We start from the raw sequence: 19,529 nt of genomic DNA, 5'->3' as shown, positions 1-19,529 counted from the left end.
TCCGTCAATCAATAGACCGCCGCATAGCGGGCACAGAGTTCGTCCGGGGAAAGCCCTTCAACGATCTCGATCTCCTTGCGCTTCATCGCTACGTAGCAGTCGAGGAAATCCTTGGAGAACCAGCCGGTAACGACAGGGTCGGCGGCAAGCGTATCGAGTGCTTCCGGCAGGCTGGCAGGCAGGCGGCGGATGCCGAGCTTCTTCTGGTCTTCATCCGAGAAATCGGACGGGTCGGAGTTGATCAGCGGCGGCTGTTCGAGCCCTGCCTTGATGCCTTCGAGGCCGGCCTTCAGCAGCACCGCCAGCGACAGATGCGGGCTGGCGCAGGCATCGGCGGCACGATACTCCATGTTGAACTGCTTGGCTGGATTGCTGCCCGGCAGGTCCAGCGTCGGGCAGATGCGGAGCGTCGCTTCGCGGTTCTTTTCGCCGAGGCAGGTATAGGCGGCACTCCAGTGATGCGGCACGAGCCGCATGTAGGAAAGCACCGACGGGGCGGTGAACGCGGTCAGCGCCGGCAGATGCCTGATGACGCCAGCGGCGAAGGAACCAGCGACCTTCGACAGGCGGCCCGGGCGCGAGGCGTCGAAGGTCACCGGATTGCCGTCGAGATCGGTGAAGCTCACATGCAGATGCACGCCGTTGCCGACGCCGTTGGACGCCGTCTTCGGGGCGAAGCTCGCGTTCCAGCCAAAGAGGGCTGCAACTTCCTTGGTGATCGCTCGGATCGTGGCGCCGCGGTCGGCGGCGGTCAACGCGTCGGCCGGGCGGCAGGTGATTTCGAATTGGTCCTTGCCGTATTCCGGCAGGAACATTTCCGGTTCAGCATCCGCCTCCTGCAACGCGGTCATCAAAAGCGAGCCGAAGGGCTCGGCCCGACGCTGAGCGCGCAGGCCGAAGGAGGGGGCGTCCGGCCAGTCGACGCCGAGAAGCTGGAATTCCTGCTCGACCGCCGAGACAACCTTGAGGCCGATCTTTTCGTACTCCTTCAGCGTCTGTTTCAGGAAGCTGCGCACGCAGCAGTCCCAGGCATTGCCCTGAAGGTCGGTGATATCGGAATGGTAGAAATGCAGCGGCGTTTCATCGGGCAGGCAGGTGACGCGCGCCTTGCTGGCGGGATCCGCCATCAGCCGGAGGTCGCCGGCCGAGCCCCATGGATTGTTCTCGGCAATCAGGTCGAAGGGCGTCAGCGCCAGGTTGGCCGGCACCCAGCCCACGCCCTTGCGCAGATAGTCGTCAATCTGGGAGGCTGCGAAGCTGCGGCCGCGGGTGATGCCGGCGATATCTGTCGTGACGAAGGTGGCGAGCTCCGTCAGTTCGGCGGCCGCCTTGCCGTTGTTGATTTCGGTCATGGGGTTTCCCTCTTGTCTCTGTTTTCCGGGCGGCGATTCAAGCTTGGCGCAGGGCGCCGAGGCGGCCGACAACGGTGTCGGTGTCGGTCGTCCAGCAATAGCCCGAGTAGGCGCGCAGTGCCGCGTCGTGCCGCTGCTCGCTGTAGGTGGCGCAGGCGTCGTTGACGACGGTGACGAGGTAGCCGCGGTCGGCCGCATCCCGCACCGCCATGTCGACGCACTGGTCGGTGATGACGCCGGCAATGATCAGGTAGCGAGTGTTGAGATTGCGCAGGATGTAGTCGATGTTGGTCGAGTTGAAGACGCCCGACGACGTCTTCGGCAGCACGATCTCGTTGTCGATCGGTGCCAGTTCCGGAATGACTTGCCCCTCGGGCGAGCCCTTCGGCACATGCATGTCGGAGAGCTTGTGGTCGAGGGAGCGATCGCGACCGTCGAGCGTCAGGCTTTCGATGATCGTGTGCAGCACTTCGCAGCCGGCCTTGCGCGCCGCTTCCAGGATGCGGACCTGGTTGGGAATGACTGTCTGGCGCAGGCGCTTGTGGTAGTAGCTGTCGGCATCCTGCGGATGGGTCGGGTCGAGGTTCGGCTCGCACCAGATGCGCTGCATGTCGACGAACAGCAGCGAGGTGCGGCCGGCCTCATAGGCGCTGTCGCGCCTCAAGAGATCGTCGCCAACCTTTACGGTAACTGCACTCATTCGGATTCTCCTCGGTTTGTCTGGTTCGCCATGCGGCGGTAACGGTCAGCGGTCGTCCTCGACCTGCGGATTGAAGGCGTCCTCGGTGATCTGATAGCCGCGGCGCAGTTCCTCCATGCGCTCGATGCGGCCCCGTGACTGGGTGGCAAGGCGGGCCGTCAGCGCCGCGATCAGCGCTTCGGTCTGGGCGATCGCCGGCACCATGGTGTCGTAGGGCGAGACGGTGTCGACGGGTGCTGTCAGCGTCACGGTGGCGAAATCGGCGATCGGCGAAACCCAGCGGTCGGTGAAGAGCACGATGCGCGCACCTTGCGCCGCTGCCTGGCGGGCGAACCGGATCGTATCGTTCTGGTAGCGGCGGTAGTCGTAGACGAAGAGCACATCGCGCTTGCCGAGATCGACGAGCTGGTCGACCTGGTCGGCCTGGCTGCCGTTGATCCAGCGCGTCTCGCCGCGCAGCTGCTTCATGTGCGACCAGAGCAGTCCGGCGAGGAAGCCGCTGAAACGGCCGCCGAGGCAGTGGACGCGGGCACCCATGTCGGCCGCGGCATCGACCGCAGCCTCGAAATCTTCCGAAGGCAGCATCTGCATCGAGGATTCGAGCGCATGGATGCTGGCGCGCAGGAAGTACTGGTAGAAATTCTCCTGCTCCAGCGACGGGCGCCGCTCGTCGAGCATGGAGAGCGGCGAGCTCATGCGCTCCTGCACTTCGCTGAGCAGCGCCTTCTGGAACTCAGGATAGCCCTCGAAGCCCAACGTGTTGGCGAAGCGCACGACGGTTGGATTGCTGACGCCGGCGGCGGCGGCGAGATGCGCGACCGTGTTCAGCCCGGCTGCCGGATAGTTCGACAACAGCTGCCGCACGATCTTCAGTTCCGAGCGCGTGAAGGTGATGGCGCCGTCTGTCAGTCGATCCCGGATTGCCACGATTTCTGCCTCCCAAAAATGATGGCGTGAACCCCAATTTCTACTTTTTGTTACAGAATTGCTAGCAGATAATGTTTTTTGAAACAAGATTGACATTTGGTCGATCTGCGATAACGTTCATTTCGGGAACGGGCCCGAGCCAAAAACATGAGGCGGGCCGAAAATCTGGGGGAATGCAGATGGTGCGCGTCAGGCGAGAAACCGTCGTTGGTATCCTTGTAACGTCGCTGCCGATGCTGGCAGCCGCCGTCGTCGCCTCGCTGTTCTTTCCGGGCAGCGGCGAGCGCCTCGTGACGTTGTTCATGATCAACGTCATCGCCGTGCTCGGCATCGGCATCTATGCCGGCAATTCCGGTATCGTTTCCTTTGGTCACGTCGGGTTCATGGCGATCGGCGCCTATGCGTCGGGCCTGCTTACGCTCAACCCGATCATCCAGAAGACGGCGCTGCCGCATCTGCCGGAATGGTTGGCGGGTATCGGCATGCCCTTCTTGCCGGCACTTGCGCTTGCGCTTTTGGTTGTCGCCCTGGTTGCGGTGTTGATCGGCATTCCGGTCGCGCGATTGGCTGGCTCGTCAGCCTCGATCGCCACCCTCGGCTTTCTCGTCATCGTGCACGTCGTGCTCGTCGCCTCGACCGATTTCACCCGTGGCAGCCAGACCTTTTTCGGCATCCCGCGCGCCGTCAATCTCTGGGTGGCGCTGCCCTTTGCCATTGCGGCCGTTGCCGTTGCCCGCCTTTATCGGGATTCAAGCGCCGGCCTGAAGCTTCGGGCCTCGCGTGAAGACGAGATCGCCTCGACCGCCGTCGGCGTCAACGTCAAGCTGCACCGTTTCTTCGGCTGGGTTCTCGGCGCCATACTTGCCGGGGCCGCCGGTGCCTTGCTCGCGCATTTCCTCGGCGCCTTCTCGCCCAAGGATTTCTACTTCAACCTCACCTTCATGCTTTTGGCGATGCTCATCCTTGGCGGCATCACCACGGTTTCGGGTGCCGTCGGTGGCGCTGCCGTGATCATGCTGATCGTTGAGCTCTTGCGTAAGCTTGAAGGTGGCGTCGATCTCGGCTTCCTTAAGCTGCCAACCGTCTTTGGCCTCACCGATATCGGCATCGGCGTGGCGATCCTCGTCGTCATGTACCGTCTGCAGGACGGTCTCTTCGGCGTGCGCGAGCTCGACGAGCGTTTCGGCTGGTTCAAGCGCGCCGCTGCGAAGGACGTTGCGCCGGTGAGTAGCACGCCTGCGGCCGTTACAGCTTCAGCGGGCCAAGGCACGCTCCGGGTCGAAAATCTCGGCAAGAGGTTTGCCGGTCTCGTCGCGCTGGAAAACGCCAACTTCGAGATCAAGCCCGGCCTTGTCACCGGTCTCATCGGCCCGAACGGTGCCGGCAAGTCGACGCTGATCAACAGCGTGTCCGGCGTCGTGCCGCCATCGATGGGGCGCGTGCTGATCGACGGTCAGGATGTCGCTTCGCTTGCCGTTCATGCCGTCCCGGTTGCGGGCCTGGCGCGCACCTTCCAGAACATCCGCCTGTTCAAGAACCTGACGGTCCTCGAAAACGTCACGGTTGCGGCAAGCGCGTTGAAGGCCAATGGCGAAGATCCGGCCGCCCGCGCCCTGACCGTGCTGGCCGAGGTCGGCCTTGACGGATTTGCCGACCGGCTGGCGGGCACACTTTCCTACGGCGCCCAGCGACGGTTGGAAATCGCCCGTGCGCTGGCGCTGAAGCCGCGCTACCTGCTGCTCGACGAACCGGCGGCCGGCATGAACCCGGCCGAGACCGAAGAGCTGATGCATGTGCTCGACCGTATCCGCACGAAGTACAGACTCGGTCTGCTCGTCGTCGAACACGATCTGAAGCTGATCATGCGGCTTTGCGACGTCGTCGTCGTGCTCAACAAGGGCCAGCAGATCGCCATCGGCACGCCGGCGGAAATCCAGGCGAACCCGGATGTCATCGAGGCCTATATCGGCCGTCGCCGCTCATCGGCCCGGGCACGCAGTGAAACCGCCGCCGCCTCAGATTTTCCGTCCGGTGCGCCGGGCGTTCACAAGCCTGCATAATCAAAGAGGGAACTTTTCAGATGAAATCGAACGTCAGGGCCCTGTGCCTCACCACCATTCTTAGTGGCATCGCGCTTTCGCCGCTGCCGGCCCTTGCCGAAGACCTGGTCATCGGCCTTGCAACCGCCCAGACTGGCGGCCTTGCACCCTACGACCAGCCGTCGCTGAAGGGCCTGGAAATGGCCGTCGAGGAAATCAACGCCGCCGGTGGTGCGGCCGGCAAGTTCCCGATCAAGCTCGTTGCCAAGGACACCCGCTCGGATGCGGCCCAGACGGCCCTGGTGGCCCAGGAACTGGTCGACCAGGGCGTCAAGATCGTGATCACCCCCTGCGACGCCGATCCGTCGATCGCTGCCGGTCAGGTGACCCAGGCAGCCCAGATCCCGGCCTTCTCCTTCTGCGCCACGACCCCGACTATGCCGCTCGCCGTCGGCGACTACATGTTCGGCAACTACCCGGCCGACAACGTCCAGGCTTCGGTACTCGCCACCTACGCGACCGAAAAGGGCTACAAGAAGGCCTACATTCTTAAGTCGCCCGACAGCGCCTATACGCTGAAGCTGCCGGAATATTTCGCCGCCGCCTTCACCGCCAAGGGTGGCGAGTTGCTCGGCGAGGGCACCTTCAGCATGGGTCAGCAGGATTTCGGCGCCGAGGTCACCAAGATCAAGGCGATGAACCCGGCACCTGACGTCATCATGACCGCAGCCTACGAACCTGATTTCCCGGCCTTCATCCGCCAGTTGCGCGGCGCCGGCGTGACGATCCCGATCCTCGGCAGCGACGGCATCGACTCGCCCACCACCTTCGGTCTCGGTGCGACGGTTGATGGCGTCGTCTTCACGACAGCAGGTTTTGCCAGCGAAGGCAGCCCGCTCGCCGACTTCAATGTGAAGTACAAGGAGAAATTCGGCCAGGTGCCGGACACGGTCTATATCGCCAACGGCTACGACCTCGGCAAGGTGATCGACGCGGCGGTAACGGAAGCCAACAGCATCGATCCGGTCGCCATCCGCAACGCGATTGCCTCGCTCGAAAACGTCCAGGGTGTGACCGGCCCGATCAGCTATGCCGGCACGCAGGGCATGCCGCTGCGTTCGGTGTCGCTGGTGCGCATCGAAGGCGGCAACCGCGAACTGATCAGCCAGGGCGTCCCGGCCGCTGCCGACATTCCGGCACCCTGATCGACCTTTGGCGGCGATCTCCGGTCTGTCTGGGATCGCCGCTGCTGCCGCCGGCCGTTGGCGCTCCGCAATTCATGGCAAGGACTTTGCCCCGATGATGATGAGTGAAATTCCCGTTCCAAAGCCGCTTCTGGAAGTCAGCGGTCTCAAGGTCGCCTATGGCGCGGTCGAAGCGCTGAAGGGCGTCGACCTCACCGTCGGCAAGGGGCAGATCGTCACCTTGCTCGGCGCCAACGGTGCCGGCAAGAGTTCGACGTTGAATTCGCTGGTCGGGCTGGCAGCCAAGAAGGCGGGGCGCGTTTCGTTCAACGGGCAGGACATTTCCAGCCTTGCGCCGGAACAGATCGTCCGGCTTGGCATGACGCTGACGCCCGAGGGACGGCGCATCTTTCCGAGCCTGACGGTTGACGAACACCTGCTTCTTGGCGGCGCCATGCACAAGGCGCGCGGTGCGATAGCGGAAGTGCGGGAAGACATGCTGTCGCGCTTTCCGATCCTGAAGGAGCGGCTCACCCAGAAGGCCGGCTCGCTGTCGGGCGGCGAGCAGCAGATGCTGGCGATCGCCCGCTCCATGATGTCGTCGCCGGATCTCCTGTTGCTGGACGAGCCATCGCTCGGCCTTGCGCCGCAGGTGGTGGACCTGATCTTCGACCTGATCGCTGGCCTCCGGCAAAAAGGCCTGACGATCCTGCTCGTCGAGCAGAACGTCTCGTTGTCGCTCGAGATCGCCGATGCCGGCTACGTCATGGCCAACGGCCGGATCGTGTTGTCGGGGACGGCCGCCGAGCTTCGCAATTCAACCGAAATCCAGGGCGCCTATCTCGGCGCCTGAGGCCCCGCGGGCAAGAGGTCAAAACCATGGACATGTTCCTGCAGCAGCTCGTCAATGCGCTCAGCCTCGGCGGCACCTATGCGCTCCTCGCCCTTGGCCTTGCGGTCGTCTTCTCGATCATGGGGCTCATCAATTTTGCCCATGGCGAGCTGATGACGGCGGCCGGCTATGGTCTCTGCTTCGCCTTGTTGCTGGGGCTGCCGTTTCCGTTGGCCGTCTGCGCCGCACTGACGATCGCAATCGTGCTCGCCATGCTGATGGAGCGTATCGCCTTCCGGCCGGTACGCGGCGCCAGCGGCACGACGCTGCTTCTGACGAGCTTTGCCGTCAGTGCCATCCTGCGCGTTCTCTTCCAGAACTTCATTTCCGCCCGGCCGAAACCGGTGCCGATGCCGGAGAGCTTTTCCGGCACGATCGAGATCGGCGGCCTGCATCTCGGCCTCATCCAGGGAACCTCCATCCTGGTGACGATCATCATGCTCGTCGGCCTCAATCTCTTCCTGCGCACCAGCGTGCTCGGCCGGGCCATGCGCGCGGCCTCCGAAGATTTCGCCATCGTCCGGCTGATGGGCATCCGCGCCAATGCGGTGGTTGCCACCGCCTTTGCGATCTCTGGCCTGCTCGCGGGCGTCGCTGGCATCCTCTGGGTGGCCCAGCGCGGCAGCGTCGATCCGTTGATGGGTTTCCTGCCGGTGCTGAAGGCCTTCATCGCCGCGATCATCGGCGGGCTCGGCAGCCTGTCGGGTGCGGTCGCCGGCGGCTTTCTGCTCGGCTTCATCGAGGTGTTCCTGCAGGCCTATCTGCCGGAAAGCCTCTTGAGCTATCGCGACGCCTTCACCATCCTGCTCGTCATCGGCGTGCTGCTCTTCGCGCCGCAGGGGCTGCTTGCCCGCAAGACGATCGTCAAGCTCTGACGAGCCAGCGGCCGCAAGATCGGCCAACCTTCAAGCTTACAGTAAACGCCGCGACGGATATCCGTCGCGGCGTTTTTGCTTGTTGGGTTGGGGGCCGGTGGCCAGTGTGGAGCCAATCGGGTGACCCGCCTGACTGTTGAACCGCCGGGTGGCGAGTGCGCGTGCTTCCCGGGCGGCCCAAAAAACGAAGACGCCGCGGGGAGGGCCGCGGCGTCTCGTTGGCGCTTTTCCATGGTCGAGCAATTCCAAACGGAGACCCTTGCTGGAATTGCTCTGGGGATCAGCGTGCCGGCGGAGCGTACATCAGGCCGCCATTACTCCAGAGTTTGTTGAGGCCGCGATCGATCTTGAGCGGGCTGTCCTTGCCGAGGTGGCGTTCAAAGACTTCGCCATAGTTGCCGACGGCGGAAACCGCCTGGTAGGCCCATTTCGGATCAAGCCCGAGCGATTTGCCGGCCTCGTTCTCGATGCCGAGGAAGCGCTTCTGTGCGGTTGTGCCGCTTTCGAGGAGCTTGGCGGCATTGTCCTTGGTGATGCCGAGCTCTTCGGCCTCGGTGAGCGCAAACAGTGTCCAGCGCACGATCTTGAACCACTGGTCGTCGCCCTGGCGAACGGCCGGGCCGAGCGGTTCCTTGGAGATCACTTCCGGCAACACGACGAAGCGGTCCGGGTCGTTCAGCGTCAGGCGCTGGGCATAAAGCGCTGAGGCGTCGGTCGAATAGACGTCGCAGCGGGCGGTGTTGAAGGCCTGGATCGTCTGGTCGGCCTTTTCGAAAGCGACCACCTGATACTGGATGTTGTTGGCGCCGAAGTAGTCCGCCATGTTCTGCTCTGTCGTCGTGCCGGTCTCGGTGCAGACGGAGGCGCCCGAAAGCTCCTTGACGCTCTTCACGCCGAGATCGCTGCGCACCATGAAGGCCTGGCCGTCGTAATAGTTGACGCCGACGAAGCTCATGCCGAGATCGGTGTCGCGCGACAGTGTCCAGGTAGTCTGGCGCGACAGCAGGTCGGCCTCACCCGACTGCAGGGCTGCGAAGCGCTCCTTGGTCGAGAGCGGCACGTACTTCACCTTGTCCGGATTGCCGAGGGCCACGGCTGCGACGGCGCGGCAGAAATCGATGTCGAAGCCGGTCCATTCGCCCTTGTCGTTGGGGGCGGAAAAGCCGAGCACGCCCTGGCTGACGCCGCAGCGAAGCTCGCCGCGCTCCTTGATGACGTCGAGCATGCCGGCGTTGGCGGCTGTGCCGGCGAGAAACGCCGCGCTCGCAAGTGCTAGAATTCCAAATCTCATTGTCCTGTTCTCCTCTTCCAGTGTTTTGGGCATGCGTCTTCGCTGCCGGGATGCGTGTCGCGCATCCCGGCCAATCCGTTCGGTTTTGCTGCTGTTCGGCCCGGTGCTAGCCGAGCGTCTTTGCCACGTCTGCGAAGGTCTCTTCGAGCACGGCGATCAGATGATCGGCATCGCGTTTCGAGAAGATCATCGGCGGACGCATTTTCAGGATGTTGTCATGCGGACCTTCGGTGCCCATCAGGACGCCCCGCCGCCGCGCGCCGTTGGAGACGGCCCGGGCGAACTCGGTTGCCGGCGCCTTGGTCTTGCGGTCGCCAACAAGCTCGATGCCGAGGAAAAGGCCCATGCCACGCACGTCGCCAATCACCTCGTAGCGGGCCTGCATGGCGCGGAAGGCGTCCATCAGGTAGTTGCCGATCGTAAGCGCATTGCCGCGCAGATTCTGTCCCTCGATCACGTCGAGCACCGCAAGGCCGACGGCGCAGGAAACCGGATTGCCGCCGAAGGTGTTGAAATACTCCATGCCGTTGTTGAAGCTGTCTGTGATCTCGCGGGTCGTAACGACGGCCGCCAACGGATGGCCATCGCCGATCGGCTTGCCCATGGTGACGATGTCCGGCACGACGCCTTGGGTCTCGAACGCCCACCAATGGCTGCCGACACGGCCGAAGCCGACCTGCACCTCGTCGGCGATGCAGACGCCGCCCGCCTCGCGCACGAGCCGATAGACTTCCTTCAGATAGCCCTCCGGCAGGAACACCTGGCCGGCGACGCTCGGGATCGATTCCGCGATGAAGAAGCCCGGACCTTCGCCCTTGGCCTGCATCGCCGCGATCAGTTCGGCGACGCTTTCGGCGAAGCGCTTGCCGTGTTCCTCTGCCGGCCAGTCCGTCGGCGCGTGGTAGCTGTCGGGAATGGTTGCCACATGGACATGCGGCTTCGGTCCCTTGCCGCCCTTGCGGCGGAACTTGTAGGGGCTGATGTCGATCAGCTCCTGCGTCGTGCCGTGATAGGACCAGTCGAGCGTGATGGCGTTTTCGCGGCCGGTATGGGCGCGCATCAGCCGGAGTGCCAGGCTGTTGGCCTCCGAGCCGCTGTTGACGAAGCCGGCGACCGTCAGCTCCTTCGGCAGCGTCGCGGTCAGCCGCTCGGCATAGGCGACGATGTTGTCGTGCAGATAGCGGGTGTTGGTGTTGAGGATCGCGGCCTGCTTGGCCATCGCCTCGACCACCGCCGGATGGGCGTGGCCGATGTGGCAGACATTGTTGAAGCAGTCGAGATAGGCGCGGCCGCTGTCGTCGATCAGCCAGACGCCTTCGCCGCGCACGAACTTGATCGGCTTGTCGTAGGAGATCGAGAGGTTCGGCAGCAACAATTCCTTGCGCCGTTTAACGATTTCCTCGTGCGAGCGGCCCTTCTTCTCGTAGAATTCCTCCGCGATGCCGGCGAAGGTGCGGGCATCCGGGAAGAGCTCGGCCCAGACGTCGAGAAATTGCGGCTCGCCGACGCCAAGGATTTCGGTTGCCGAAAGAGTGGTGTCGGTCGAAAGCTGCAGATGCAGATGCGGCGCCCAGCCGCCATTTTCCTTAGGCGCCCCCATCTCGCCGACGAGCGCGCCGGCCTCCAGTCGGTCGCCGGCCTGGATGCGGTCCATCGCTTCATGCGCCATGTGGCCCCACAGCGTGACGAAGGGCGGGCAGCCCTCGGGCTCATGGCGAAGCGCGATCAGGCAGCCATAACCGAGCGGATCCTTTTCGATCTCGACACTGACGACGGTGGCGGCTAGGGGAGTGTAGAGCCTGGTGCCGGCAGCCATGAACAGGTCGAGGCCGAGATGGCGGGTGCGGCGGGTGTGGTCGATAAAACGGGAGACGAACATCTCGCCGGCATAGACGGTGCGTTCTTCACCGAAGGGGCCGATGCCGAGTTCGATGCCGCGCTCACGGCAATAGTCTTCCCAGATCGCCTGAGCTTCGTCCGGCTGTTCGCCAGCCGATTTCACCGTCATCGGATGGGTGGGGTCGCCATAGGGCACCAGCGCTGCCGGGTAGGTGGCGGCCGGGCGTTCGAGCAGCGGCTTCAGCGACTTGCGGTTGGCGCCGATCCAGGCGGCGACCTTGCGGGCGCCGGGGGTCGCCTCGAAGCCGCAGGCCTTGCGCAGGATGGCGGTGGCGAAACGCGGGTTCATCCGGTCGAGCTTGCGCAGCAGCGTCCAGGCTGGCCGCTCACTGATCGCGAGATAGGGATTGTCGTCGGTGTGGGCGCGGCGTGAGGCCGAAATGGTGACCGACGTCACAAGCCGCATGGCGATGAGATCGAACAGGAGGTCGATCTCCTCTTCCGTCAGCGGATACTCGGCATGGAAGCCGCGGGCGATCACGGCGGCAGCGCCGATCGGATCGGGATGATCGAGCCCGGCATAGGCGGCGGCAATCGCCACTTCGGCAATGATAGGCGCATGCAGCGCGTCGCCGAAGTCGATCAATCCAGAGATCTGGTCGTGGTCGGCCTTGGCGACCAGCACGTTCCAGTCGTTGGCGTCGTTGTGGATGACGGCGGCGCGAAGGGTTGCAAGCCGCGGTGCGACTGATGTTTCGAAGCGGGCGAGGAAGCGCTCGAGCAGCGCGCGGTCTTCGGCAGCGGCGACGTGATGCAGGCGGTCGGCCGAACGGCCGGCATGGCGGATGTCCCAGTCGAGATCGCGCAGCGCGCCCGGATGCATGAATCCTTTGAGCGAGGCGTCGAAGCGGCCGAGCATGTGCCCGAGCGACTGAAGGGCCGCGTCGCTGCGTCCGGTTTCGGCGAGTGGCAGGCCCTCGACCCAGCTGACGAGCCGCAGGCGATGGGTGACGCCACGCGCACTCGTGGTCGAAGCGAGGCTCGCGCCTGATAGCGTTGGGCGGATATGCGGCACCGGCAGATCGGCGGCGTGGGTGCCGACGTGGCCGAGCAGCGCCGTCTGGAAATCGCTTTCGGCTTCGGGTTCGGCACCATTGATGATCTTCAGGATGTAGGTGCCATCGCCCTTGGTCTCGACCTTGAAATTCTGGTCGCGTTCGCTGGCAAGCAGCGACAGCGCGCCTTGGAGGCCGTAGTGCTCCTTCAGCAGTGCGGCTGCGGCATCGGTCGAAAAGTCAGGCGTCGTCTTCAGCATATCGTTCATGGGACCCTCATCTCAAAAGCGAGAGTTACATGAGCGGTGATGGGATGCATCCGGCAATATGCCGGTTGCACCGGCACTATGTTTATAATAACCGTCATCTTGTCGGCGGGCCTCGTAGGAGCAGAGATGCAGGACATAGACGCGATCGACCGCACCATCCTCAGCATCCTCTCGCAAGAGGCGCGCATCCCGATGAAGTCGCTGGCGGGCCGGATCGGGCTGTCCCGAAGTGCGACGACCGAGCGGGTCGGCCGGCTCGAAAAGGCCGGCGTCATCCGCGGCTATCGCGCCGATATCGGGCAGCTGGACGAGGGAACGATCCAGGCCTTCCTGCTGGTCACGCTGCAGCGGACGCCGTCAATCGGCGTGCTCGACCGGCTGGCCGGCTTTTCCTCCGTGCGTAAGGTGTCGTCCGTCAGCGGCCAGCTCGATCTCGTCGTCGAGGTGGAGGTCGGGTCGATCAACGCCCTCAACGAGTTGCGCAACGAAGTGGCGACGATGGACAATGTCGAGGATCTGACGACCTCGATCGTGCTCAGGCGCGATATCGAACGGAGCTGAAACCGGGAATTCGGCCGAACTCGGTACCCCGGCGAGTATACGCTGGAGCTGACGTTTAGCCTTCGCTGAGCAATTCCGCTTCGCCGCCGAAGCGTTCGAGCAACGAGCGGCGCACCCGGCCGATGTCGCGCATCGGCGGCTCGCCGAAGTGGCGGGCATATTCGCGGCTGAACTGTGACTGGCTTTCGTAGCCGACCTGATGGCCGGCATCGCCCGCATCCAACTGTTCCTCCAGCATCAGCCGTCGCGCTTCCTGCAGACGAAGCTGCTTCTGGTATTGCAGCGGGCTCATCGCCGTGATCGCCTTGAAGTGGTGGTGCAGCGACGAAACGCTCATGGAAACACGGTTGGCGAGATCGTCGATCCGCAAGGGGCGCGAGTAATGTTCCTTGAGCCAGGCGACGGCACGGCCCACCTGGTGCGGCTGGCTGTCGGTCGTCGCCATCTGCCTCAGGCGGTGGCCGTGCGGTCCGGTCAAGAGGCGATAGAGGATCTCCTGCTCGATCAGCGGCAGCAGCGCCGGAATGTCGTCCGGACGTTCCAGCAGACGCAGGAGCCGAAGGGCGGCATCTTCGAGTTCAGAGTTGATCTTGCTGACCGTCATGCCGCGAGGCGAGGCGGCGGGCTGCGGTAGTTGGGGCAATGAGGCGAGCAGCGCCTGGATCTTGCCGGGATCGAGCGTGAAGGCCATGCTGAGGTAGGGCTCCTCTGCCGAGGCCTCGCAAACCTGGGAGAGAACCGGCAGATCGATCGATGTCAGCAGATAGTCCGAAGCGCCATAGATCAGCGTCTCTTCACCGAGCACGACGCGCTTGGCTCCTTGCACGATGATCGCGAGACTTGGGCGGTAGGCGGAGCAGTTGACCGGGGCGTCGCCGCCATGGCGATGAAGGGTCAACCCGGAAATCCCGGTCATGTGGTCGCCGTCGCGCTCGGCGAACCGGGCAATCACATCGATCATCTGGTGGCGGGCGGTCTGTCGCGTGACTGTCATATTCTATGGCCTTTCCAGATGCTTAGCATTGTGCGAGGTGCTGCGCAAATAAGGCTTCGACGCGTCATCTCCAGGGCCCCTGCTGCAATCTCGGAGGATCGTGCAAAAACTTTGCAGGATCGCTCTAACGCCTTTGCCTTCAGCGCGCCCATATTCGGCGGTGCGTCAGGCCGGGCTCCCTCCGGACCTGCACCCTTTCCCAAAATGAGGACAGACTGATGGCCATTGCAAGAGGATATGCGGCGACCGATGCGTCGAAGCCGCTGACGCCCTTCACCTTCGAGCGTCGCGAGCCGCGCGACGACGACGTGGTGATCGAGATCAAATATTGCGGCGTCTGCCACTCCGACATCCACCAGGCCCGCAACGAGTGGGGCAACTCGGCATTCCCGATGGTCCCCGGCCACGAGATCGTCGGCATCGTCACAGCGGTCGGCTCCAAAGTCACCAAGTTCAAGGTCGGTGACCGCGCCGGTGTCGGCTGCTTCGTCGATTCCTGCACCACCTGCGCTAGCCGCGATGTGGATCTGGAACACTACATGCCGGGCCTGATCGTCACCTATAACGGCGTCGAAGCCGACGGCAAGACGCCGACCCAGGGTGGCTATTCCGATAGCATCGTCGTCAAGGAAGGCTATGTCCTTTCGATTCCGGAAAACCTGCCGCTCGATGCTGCGGCACCGCTTCTTTGCGCCGGCATCACGCTTTATTCGCCGCTGCGTCACTGGAAGGCCGGTCCCGGCAAGAAGGTCGCGATCGTCGGCATGGGTGGTCTCGGTCATATGGGCGTCAAGCTGGCACATGCCATGGGCGCTGACGTGACCGTTCTCAGCCAGACGCTTTCCAAGAAAGAAGACGGGCTGAAGCTCGGTGCCGACCACTACTATGCCACCAACGATCCGGAGACCTTCAAGGCGCTGGCAGGCACGTTCGATCTCATCATCTGCACCGTTGCTGCCGAGATCGACTGGAACGCCTACGTCAATCTGCTCAAGGTCGACGGCGACTTCGTGCTGGTCGGCATTCCGGAAAATGCCGTGCCGGTCCATGCCTTCTCGCTGGTACCGGCGCGCCGTAGCATTTCCGGTTCGATGATCGGCTCGATCAAGGAGACCCAGGAAATGCTCGACTTCTGCGGCGAGCACGACATCGTCTCGGAAATCGAAACGATCCGCATCCAGGAGATCAACGCGGCCTATGAGCGCGTGGTCAAGAGCGACGTGCGCTACCGTTTCGTGATCGACATGGCGTCGCTGCAGGACGCCGCCTGAACTGAAATGAAGCGGCCCGGAATCCGATGGTTTCCGGGCCGATTTCTGTTCGCGGCAGTGAGATCAAACGAGCGGCAGCGGCCCGTCGTTCTTGATCTCTTCCATGACCGCGTAGGTGCGGGTTTCCTTGACGCCCGGAAGCGTCCAGAGCACCTGGCCGAGGAAGTTGCGATAGGCGGCCATATCCTCGAACCGCGTCTTGACGAGGTAATCGAACCCACCCGCCACCATGTGACATTCGAGCACGGCCGGCGCCTGTTTGACGGCAGCGGCGAACTGGTCGAAGACGTCGGGCGTCGTCTTGTCGAGCATGACCTCGATGAAGACCAGCAAGCCGAAGCCGAGCTTGTGTGGGTCCAGTCGCGCGCCGAAACCCGAGACGTAGCCTTCCTTCAACAGCCGACGCAGGCGCTCGCTGGTCGCCGTCGGCGACAGGCCGATGCGATCGGCGAGCTCCAGATTGGTGATGCGCCCATCCGCCTGGAGGATGTTCAGAATTCTGCGGTCAATTTTGTCGATCTGATGCATGGTGCCTCCCGCCCGTGCCTCAGGCGGCAAGTCGCGTTTCCGCGAGCTTGACCCAGTAGGAAATGCCGTGCGGGATCGCCTCGTCGTTGAAGTCGTAAGCCGGGTGATGCAGCCCGGCAGTGTCGCCATTGCCCATGAACACGAAAGCGCCGGGGCGGGCGATCAGCATGTAGGAGAAATCCTCGCCGCCCATCATCGGGTCGAGCGACGGCTTGACGTTGCTTGCGCCGGCGATCTCGGCCGCTGCCTGCAGCGCATAGCCGGTCTCGTCGGTATGGTTCACGGTCACCGGGTAGTTTCGGTTGTAGGCAACCTCGACCGTCGCACCGTAGATGCCGGCGACACCCTCCGCGATCGTGCGGATGCGAGCCTCGCCGATGTCGCGCACCTCAGGCATCAGCGTGCGCACGGTGCCGCCAAGAACGGCGTCTTCCGGAATGACGTTGTGGGCAAAGCCGGCATGGAACTTGGTAACGGAGACGACGACGGAGGCAAGTGGATCGACCGTGCGCGAGGCGATGGTCTGCAGCGCGGTGACGATCTGCGTGCCGACGACGATCGGGTCGATTGTCTTGTGCGGCTGGGCCGCATGGCCCCCGCGGCCCTTGACGGTGATGGTGAACTCGTCGGTCGAGGCCATGATCGGGCCGACGCGGCTGCCGAAGTGACCAATGGGCATGCCCGGCATGTTGTGCATGCCGTAGACTTCGGCGATCGCAAAGCGCTCCATCATGCCATCCTTGACCATCTCGTTGCCGCCGCCGCCGCCTTCTTCGGCCGGCTGAAAGATGACGGCGACACTGCCGGTGAAGTTGCGGGTTTCGGCCAGATACTTTGCCGCGCCGAGAAGCATGGCGGTGTGGCCGTCATGGCCGCAGGCATGCATCTTGCCGGACGTTTCCGAAGCCCAGGGCTTGCCGCTGGTCTCGGTGATCGGCAGCGCGTCCATGTCGGCGCGAAGGCCGATGGTGCGGCCTGCGCCGAGATTGCCGCGGATCAGGCCGACGACGCCGGTGCGGCCAAGCCCCGTCACGACTTCGTCAACGCCGAACTCCTTGAGTTTCTTTTCGACGAAGGATGCCGTATTTTCGACCGCGAACAGGAGCTCCGGGTTCCTGTGCAGGTGGCGCCGCCATTCGGTGACTTCGTTCTGGAGTTCGGCGGCACGGTTGAGTATCGGCATCGGTTCGTCCTGTCGGTCTGTTCGATCACTGTTGTATCTGCGGTGGATTGGCAGGGGTGCCCGTGAATGGGCTTTGCCATCTCCTCGCCATATAGGCTAAATAGCCGGACGAGACGAGGCAACAGCGGAATTTCGAGGTTCTATTGTGGTGACAGCAGGATTTTTCATGCGTGGCAAGATGAAGGCGCTGGGAGTGACGGCGGCAACCTGCGCGACGCTTCTTGCGGCGCTGCCGGCTGCGGCCAATCCGCGGCTCGTCGTCGACGTCAATTCGCTGAAGGTCTACGAGCACCAGGACATCTTCCAGAAATGGTATCCGGCGTCGCTGACCAAGCTGATGACGGCTTATACGGCCTTCCGCGCCATCAAGTCGGGACAGCTCACGCTCGAAAGCCCGGTCGTCATGACGAAGAATGCGGCGTCCGAGCCGCCGAGCAAGATGTTCTACAAGCCCGGCCAGGCGATGACGCTCGACAGCGCGCTGAAGATGATGCTGGTCAAATCGGCAAACGACGTCGCGGTCGCGATCGCCGAGACGGTCGGCGGTTCCGAGCCCGCCTTCATCGAGCGCATGAACGCCGAGGCACGCCGCATCGGCATGATGTCGTCGAACTTTATCAATCCCAATGGCTTGCCCGGCCCCGGCCAGTATACGACGGCGCGCGATCTTGCGGTGCTGGCGATCACGCTGAAGCGCGAGTTCCCGCAATATGCTTCCTATTTCTCGCTGGAGGGCATTACCACCGGCAAGAAGGACTATCCGAACTACAACAAGCTGATCGGCCGCTTCGAAGGGGCCGACGGCATGAAGACGGGCTTCATCTGTGCCTCCGGCTTCAACCAAGTTTCGTCTGCCACCCGAGACGGGCGCAGCGTCGTTTCGGTCGTGCTCGGCGAAGATAGCCTCGGCGCGCGTACCGACGAATCCGCGCGGCTGTTGCAAATGGCGCTGACGACGAATGGCACCGGAAAACCGTCGCTGGTGCAGATCCCGCCCTATGGCGAGACGCGAGACATGGTGGCCGACGTCAGCAAGCAGATCTGCTCGAAGGCGGCCGCCAAGGTGCGCAGCGAAGGCCGCGATGAGGCCGGGCGCCAGAAGCTGCTTTCGCCCTATATCCACGAAATCAACCGGCCGCTGAAGCTCGCCTTCGCCGGCCTGATCGCCGGCAGCGGCGAGAAGGCGCCGAAGATTGCCGGCGACCCGGTCGGCCAGGGCGATGCCGCCAATGTGCCGATCCCCGTGCCGCGGCCGACCTTCTGATCGGAGTTCATGATGGCTAGTCCCTTGCCGGCGGTGCCGGTCTCGATCCTCACCGGCTTCCTCGGTGCGGGCAAGACAACGTTGCTCAACCGGTTGCTGAAGGATCCGGATCTCTCGGACACTGCGGTTATCATCAACGAGTTCGGCGATGTTTCGATCGACCATCTGCTGGTAGAAGCCTCCAGCGACGGCGTCATCGAGCTTTCCGACGGTTGCCTTTGCTGCACCGTGCGCGGCGAACTGGTCGATACGCTTGCCGATCTGATGGACCGGATGCAAACCGGCAAGATCAGGCCGCTGAAGCGCATCGTCATCGAGACGACCGGCCTTGCCGACCCGGCGCCGGTGCTGCAATCGGTGATCGGAAATCCGGTCATCGCGCAGAACTTCCGGCTGGACGGCGTGGTCACCGTCGTCGACGCCGTCAACGGCCTGCAGACGATCGCGAACCACGAGGAAGCGCTGAAGCAGGTTGCGGTCGCCGACCGCATCGTCGTCAGCAAGGCCAGTCTCGCCGATGCATCCCAACGCGACGTTCTGACGGCACGGATCCGGGCGCTCAACCCGCGTGCGCCGCTGATCGACGGCGACAGTGACGAGGCGGGGCGCTCAGCGCTTTTCGCCTGCGGCCTCTATGATCCATCCTCGAAGATTGCCGATGTCGGGCGCTGGCTGCAGGATGAGGCGCACCACGACCATCATCACCATCATCATGATGATCACCACCACCACCACCACCACGACCACGACCACGACCACGATAATCACCATCATCATCATGTGAACCGGCACGGCGGCGACATTCGCTCGTTCAGCATCGTGCACGATCGGCCGATCGAGCCGATGGCACTTGATATGTTCATCGACCTCCTGCGCTCGGCGCATGGCGAGAAGCTGCTTCGGATGAAGGCGATCGTTGCGGTTGCCGACAGGCCGGACCGGCCGCTGGTGCTGCACGGTGTGCAGAATGTCTTCCACACGCCGGAGCGGCTTTCCGCCTGGCCGGATCCGAACGATCGGCGCACTCGCATGGTGCTGATTACCAAGGGGCTGGAAGAAGCTTTCGTCCGCGACCTGTTCGATGCCTTTACCGGCAAGCCGCGTATCGACCGGCCGGATGCGCAGGCACTCTCCGACAACCCGCTCGCTGTGCCCGGCATGCGGTTCTAAGCAACTCCAGGAAAAGTGCGAAGCGGTTTTCTGTCCGGAGTTGCGCCCGCTTTCGGCCAAGCTCCAGGAAAAGTGCGAAGCGGTTTTCTGTCTGGAGTTGCGCCCGCTTTCGACCAAACTCCAGGAAAAGTGCGA

16 protein-coding genes are annotated in these 19,529 nt (G+C 63.5%); 8 read left to right on the top strand and 8 right to left on the bottom strand.

The window, feature by feature from the left end; genetic code table 11:
- Nucleotides 1-8 precede the first annotated feature (8 nt).
- Genes PWG15_RS15025 through PWG15_RS15015 form a run of 3 tightly spaced genes read right to left on the bottom strand, consistent with a single transcriptional unit; the run spans nt 9 to nt 2,979 of the window.
- A complete protein-coding gene (locus PWG15_RS15025) occupies nt 9-1,352 on the bottom strand; it encodes a glutamine synthetase family protein (RefSeq protein WP_275021101.1) in 1,344 nt (447 codons plus the stop codon).
- Nucleotides 1,353-1,389: 37 nt separating this feature from the next.
- On the bottom strand, nt 1,390-2,052 hold the full coding sequence (locus PWG15_RS15020) for a cysteine hydrolase family protein (protein WP_275021099.1): 663 nt from the start codon (nt 2,050-2,052) through the stop codon (nt 1,390-1,392).
- Nucleotides 2,053-2,097: 45 nt separating this feature from the next.
- The gene (locus tag PWG15_RS15015; protein WP_275021097.1) at nt 2,098-2,979 is read right to left on the bottom strand and encodes a MurR/RpiR family transcriptional regulator; all 882 of its coding nucleotides are present in this window, start codon (nt 2,977-2,979) and stop codon (nt 2,098-2,100) included.
- Between the two features lie 173 nt (nt 2,980-3,152).
- On the opposite strand from PWG15_RS15015, the gene PWG15_RS15010 reads away from it, so the two are divergent.
- The 4 genes from PWG15_RS15010 to PWG15_RS14995 all read left to right on the top strand — a co-directional run bounded on the left by PWG15_RS15010 (nt 3,153) and on the right by PWG15_RS14995 (nt 7,969).
- The gene (locus tag PWG15_RS15010) at nt 3,153-5,039 is read left to right on the top strand and encodes a branched-chain amino acid ABC transporter ATP-binding protein/permease (protein WP_275021095.1); all 1,887 of its coding nucleotides are present in this window, start codon (nt 3,153-3,155) and stop codon (nt 5,037-5,039) included.
- Between the two features lie 20 nt (nt 5,040-5,059).
- Nucleotides 5,060-6,223, top strand: coding sequence for an ABC transporter substrate-binding protein (locus PWG15_RS15005; RefSeq protein WP_275021093.1), 1,164 nt, complete (start codon nt 5,060-5,062; stop codon nt 6,221-6,223).
- 94 nt (nt 6,224-6,317) lie between these two features.
- Nucleotides 6,318-7,055, top strand: coding sequence for an ABC transporter ATP-binding protein (locus PWG15_RS15000; protein WP_275021091.1), 738 nt, complete (start codon nt 6,318-6,320; stop codon nt 7,053-7,055).
- A 26-nt stretch (nt 7,056-7,081) separates the two neighbouring features.
- Nucleotides 7,082-7,969: a branched-chain amino acid ABC transporter permease gene (locus tag PWG15_RS14995; protein ID WP_275021090.1), complete on the top strand. Its 888-nt coding sequence runs from the start codon at nt 7,082-7,084 to the stop codon at nt 7,967-7,969.
- 280 nt (nt 7,970-8,249) lie between these two features.
- On the opposite strand, the gene PWG15_RS14990 is transcribed toward PWG15_RS14995, so the two are convergent.
- Nucleotides 8,250-9,260, bottom strand: coding sequence for an amino acid ABC transporter substrate-binding protein (locus tag PWG15_RS14990; protein ID WP_275021089.1), 1,011 nt, complete (start codon nt 9,258-9,260; stop codon nt 8,250-8,252).
- A gap of 106 nt (nt 9,261-9,366) precedes the next feature.
- On the bottom strand, nt 9,367-12,423 hold the full coding sequence (locus PWG15_RS14985) for an aminotransferase class III-fold pyridoxal phosphate-dependent enzyme (protein ID WP_275021087.1): 3,057 nt from the start codon (nt 12,421-12,423) through the stop codon (nt 9,367-9,369).
- A 78-nt stretch (nt 12,424-12,501) separates the two neighbouring features.
- Between PWG15_RS14985 and PWG15_RS14980 the strand changes: the two genes are divergently transcribed.
- Nucleotides 12,502-12,984, top strand: coding sequence for an Lrp/AsnC family transcriptional regulator (locus PWG15_RS14980; RefSeq protein ID WP_275021085.1), 483 nt, complete (start codon nt 12,502-12,504; stop codon nt 12,982-12,984).
- Nucleotides 12,985-13,039: 55 nt separating this feature from the next.
- Here the strand turns inward: PWG15_RS14980 and PWG15_RS14975 are convergent, their stop codons facing one another.
- The gene (locus PWG15_RS14975) at nt 13,040-13,978 is read right to left on the bottom strand and encodes an AraC family transcriptional regulator (protein ID WP_275021083.1); all 939 of its coding nucleotides are present in this window, start codon (nt 13,976-13,978) and stop codon (nt 13,040-13,042) included.
- A 218-nt stretch (nt 13,979-14,196) separates the two neighbouring features.
- Here PWG15_RS14975 and PWG15_RS14970 point away from each other — a divergent pair, with 218 nt between their 5' ends.
- On the top strand, nt 14,197-15,249 hold the full coding sequence (locus PWG15_RS14970; protein ID WP_275021081.1) for an NAD(P)-dependent alcohol dehydrogenase: 1,053 nt from the start codon (nt 14,197-14,199) through the stop codon (nt 15,247-15,249).
- 63 nt (nt 15,250-15,312) lie between these two features.
- On the opposite strand, the gene PWG15_RS14965 is transcribed toward PWG15_RS14970, so the two are convergent.
- Entirely contained in the window at nt 15,313-15,777 is a 465-nt protein-coding gene (locus PWG15_RS14965) for an Lrp/AsnC ligand binding domain-containing protein (RefSeq protein ID WP_057254736.1), read from the bottom strand.
- 19 nt (nt 15,778-15,796) lie between these two features.
- Nucleotides 15,797-16,960, bottom strand: a complete 1,164-nt coding sequence (locus PWG15_RS14960) for a M20 aminoacylase family protein (protein WP_275021078.1) — start codon at nt 16,958-16,960, stop codon at nt 15,797-15,799.
- A gap of 193 nt (nt 16,961-17,153) precedes the next feature.
- Here PWG15_RS14960 and PWG15_RS14955 point away from each other — a divergent pair, with 193 nt between their 5' ends.
- Together PWG15_RS14955 and PWG15_RS14950 are read left to right on the top strand one after the other, a co-directional pair.
- Nucleotides 17,154-18,224: a D-alanyl-D-alanine carboxypeptidase family protein gene (locus tag PWG15_RS14955; RefSeq protein WP_425536764.1), complete on the top strand. Its 1,071-nt coding sequence runs from the start codon at nt 17,154-17,156 to the stop codon at nt 18,222-18,224.
- Nucleotides 18,225-18,236: 12 nt separating this feature from the next.
- Complete coding sequence (locus PWG15_RS14950; protein ID WP_275021074.1) at nt 18,237-19,394, top strand: CobW family GTP-binding protein; 1,158 nt, start codon at nt 18,237-18,239, stop codon at nt 19,392-19,394.
- The last annotated feature ends 135 nt before the right edge of the window (nt 19,395-19,529 follow it).

The sequence above is a fragment of the Ensifer adhaerens genome (assembly GCF_028993555.1).
Taxonomy (GTDB): Bacteria; Pseudomonadota; Alphaproteobacteria; order Rhizobiales; family Rhizobiaceae; genus Ensifer; species Ensifer adhaerens_I.
The sequence above is the reverse complement of the archived record's forward strand: the minus strand, read 5'-3'. Positions and strand labels throughout refer to the sequence as shown.